This is a genomic window from Rhodopirellula maiorica SM1, from assembly GCF_000346295.1.
In the GTDB taxonomy this organism is placed as follows: domain Bacteria; phylum Planctomycetota; class Planctomycetia; order Pirellulales; family Pirellulaceae; genus Novipirellula; species Novipirellula maiorica.
On record NZ_ANOG01000033.1, the window covers coordinates 1 to 3,669 of the forward strand.

Here is a 3,669-nt window from a genome sequence, read left to right on the forward strand (position 1 = left end):
CATATGAGTTAAAGCTGTCATTTGATGCAGATCGGGGTGACGCGGCGCTACGAGATTCCGATGGGACGTTGATCGACGGTGATGGTGATGGGGCACCCGGAGGTGTTCATTCGTTTTGGTTTCAATCCGCAAGTCCAGGCACCACGATTTTCGTCGATCGCGCGAATGACACCAATTTGGCGGCTCCCGATGGCGATGGCTCGCTGCTCGATCCATTCGATACCATCAGCAGCGCGATTACCGCAGCAGCGACACGAATCGTTGTGCCTGTAAACGCGATTTCGGATATCAACGATGGGGACATCGTCACGATTGATGATGGGGTCAATCCTGTATTGACGTTAACCTTTGGGACCTCAGGGTTGGACCCGATCGACATTAGCGCCGCCACCACTCCGGAAGACGTTGCGACGACGATTGCAGCGGCCATCAACAATGCGAAGTCGGGCGGGCGACTGAGTGCTGGGGTATCCATATCCCAAAGTGGACGCATTGTTCAGTTGTCCAATATCGACACGTTGGACGTCGAGAACACACCGGCGCTTTTGGTTGCGCCGAATTTGATTCGCATCGTCGGAAACGGTGGACTTGATGGCGATTTGTCGACGTTCGATGACAATACGCCCTATTTGATTGGCGAAAACAACTCAGGTGTCACTTTACGTGACGGTTTGGATTTAATGGTGCCCCAAGGCGCCACGCTGATGATCGATGCGGGGGCATTGGTCAAATTGCGTAAAGCCAATATCGACATCGGAACGTCGTCGATCGGGATCAGTCGAGCTGGATCGGCGATTCAAGTTTTGGGAACTCCCGACAACCCGGTTTACATGCGGTCGTACCATAACGATGCATTCGGAGGTGACTCGGATGGCATCGGTACCCCAGCGTCGGGTGATTTTGGTGGAATCGTGATTCGTGATGATTCGGATCTCGAGGAACGCGGTATTTTCTTGAGCTACGTCAATCACGCCGATATCAACAATGGGGGCGGCAAGGTTGCGGTAAACTCGCAGTCATTGACGTTCACTTCGATCCATCTCGTCGATGCACGCCCCACGCTTAGTTTTAATCACATCTCGAATAGTCAGAACGCGGCAATTTCGGCGAGTCCTGACAGCTTCGACGACTCTCTCGATCGAATCGGCCCCGATGTTTATGGCAATTTCTTGGCGGATAACCGAATTGATGGTTTGTTTGTTCGAGTAGAGATTGCAAGCGGTTCGATCATCGACCGATTGGATGTACCGGGACGATTTGATGATGTCGACATCCCTCACGTGTTGACCCAAAGTTTGATCATCGCGGGCAATCCAGGTGGACCGTTTATCAATTCGGTCGGTGCTGTTGATGCGCGTGCAGCGGGGCGATTGATGATCGATCCTGGTGTGGTGGTTAAATTGAGTAACGCGCGGATCGAGGCTGAGCGAGGTGCATCGGCATTGATTGCCGAAGGGACTGAAAATCGTCCCGTGATTTTTACGTCCCTGTTTGACGATCGCTACGGAGGCAGCGGGACGTTTGATACCGATGGCAGCCCATCCACCGTCGGCTCGCCAGCGGACTGGTCTGGATTGTTCTTTGGCGAAGTTTCCTTTGGCAGCATCGATCACGCCTTGATCTCGTTCGCCGGAGGTGACTCACCGATCGAAGGGGCGTCAGCCAACTTCAATGCCATCGAAGTGCATCAAGCAGAGCTTCGTCTAGCAAACAGTGTTCTGAAAAACAACGCAGGTGGCAACGCGTCGGAGAATCGTTCTGGTCGCGGCCAGAACGCGAATGCGGTCATCTATGTTCGCGGTGGCCAGCCAACCATTGTCGACAACACGATCGTCGACAATTCAGGAGCCGCAATTCATATCAACGCAAACTCGCTGAATAGCGAAAATAGGATCGACTCCGGCCGCAGCACCGGAGCGGCAGAACGTTACAGCGAGTTTGATGACAACTTTGGACCGCTGGTGCGTTTGAACCAGCTCGCTAACAACACCACGAATGGAATGTTTGTCCGAGGCGAAGTCCTGACCACTGAAGGGATCTGGGACGATACCGATATCGTGCATGTGCTAAACAGTACGATCACGGTCGATAATCATCATCATGTTAGTGGATTGCGTCTGCAAAGCAGCAACTCGGAAAGTTTGGTAATCAAGTTATTCGGTGCTAGCGCCGGATTCACGGCAACGGGAACGCCGCTAGAGACCATTGACCGAATTGGTGGATCAATCCATGTGCTAGGAACGCCAGGTCATCCTGTTGTCATGACCAGCTTGCGAGACGACAGCGTAGGTGCGGGGTTCAGTACAGATGGCTCGGTGATGACCAACACCAATAATACGCTCAACCCATCCACCGGTGCTCCCGGCGAATGGCGTGGTATGGTTTTTGACGAATGGAGCAACGATCGTAACGTCGCCATCATCCGAGAGCGTGAAAATCCGCTTACCGCCGGAAATGGGATCAACGAAAATCGTCCGTCGGCTCAATTCCTGGGTAATCTGGCACCGGATGAAAAGAGTGGTGATGAGAACCGACGATTGGGATTTGAAGTTCAGGGTTATATCAGCCCGGATGATCCGAGCGATATCGACGTTTACAGCTTCAGTGGGATCGCCGGAACCGGCGTTTGGATTGATGTCGACCGAACCGACTCGGCTTTGGATGCCGTCGTCGAAATCATCAATGCCAATGGCACGGTGCTCGCCCGATCGGTGCGTTCGTCGGATCCAACCTTTGCGGGAAGTTTGAACGCCGCGACGTTGACCCAAAATGCAAACCTCGGTGGCGATTTTTATACTCATAATTTCCGTGACCCAGGACTTTTCTTTCGATTGCCGGGATCGCCTGGCAGCGAAGGCATCTTTTATGTGCGTGTACGTTCCTTGCCCGGTAGCAATCCGATTGCCACGCTTGCGGGTGAAAGTAGCGGACAATACCAGTTGCAGATTCGCACCCAGCAGGTGGACGAGTTCCCCGGTTCGACGGTTCAGTATTCTGACGTCCGTTTTGCATCTACGGCGATCGATGTTCGCGGTCTTCCCGCACACAGCCCTTTGATTGCCGAAGCAGGAGAGCTTGCCGATAACAACAGTTTTGATGAAGCTCAATCGCTAGAAAACCTATTGGAAACCGACCTAGCAGCGATTGGATTGTCCGGTGCTCTCTCAGACAATAACGATATCGATTGGTATCGATTCAAACTGAATCACGTTGGTGTTCAGACGATCTCGGGTGTAAATGATGGGCCAGGGACGGTTTCGGTTGTATTGGACATGGATTATGCCGACAAAGCGGTTCGCGCTGATACCACCGTCGCGGTCTACAACAATGCGGGGCGTTTGGTTTACGTCAGCCGCGAATCCAATGTTGAAAGTGATCAACCCGTCGGAAGCGATCCGTCGATTGACGATTTGAGCCGTGGATCGCTTGGTGATAAAGATCCGTTTATTGGACCGTTTCATCTTTCGCCAATTGCTGCCAATCAATACTTCTATGTCGCAGTGATGAGCAATCGACAATTGCCAACCGCACTGATGGGGGCGTTCCAGGCCGATCCAAGTCAGGCCAACCAATTGATGCGACTTGAGCCGGTTAACTCGGTCACGCGAATTGTCGAGGATCATATCGGCATCAGCGGTTATCGGTCTCAAGGGGTTGGCATCGTGCCTA

At 52.8% G+C, this 3,669-nt stretch carries 1 pseudogene; it reads left to right on the plus strand.

Features of this window, described 5'->3' with window-relative positions:
• A pseudogene (locus RMSM_RS40530) lies at window positions 1-3,669 on the plus strand (tandem-95 repeat protein); the annotation flags it as partial.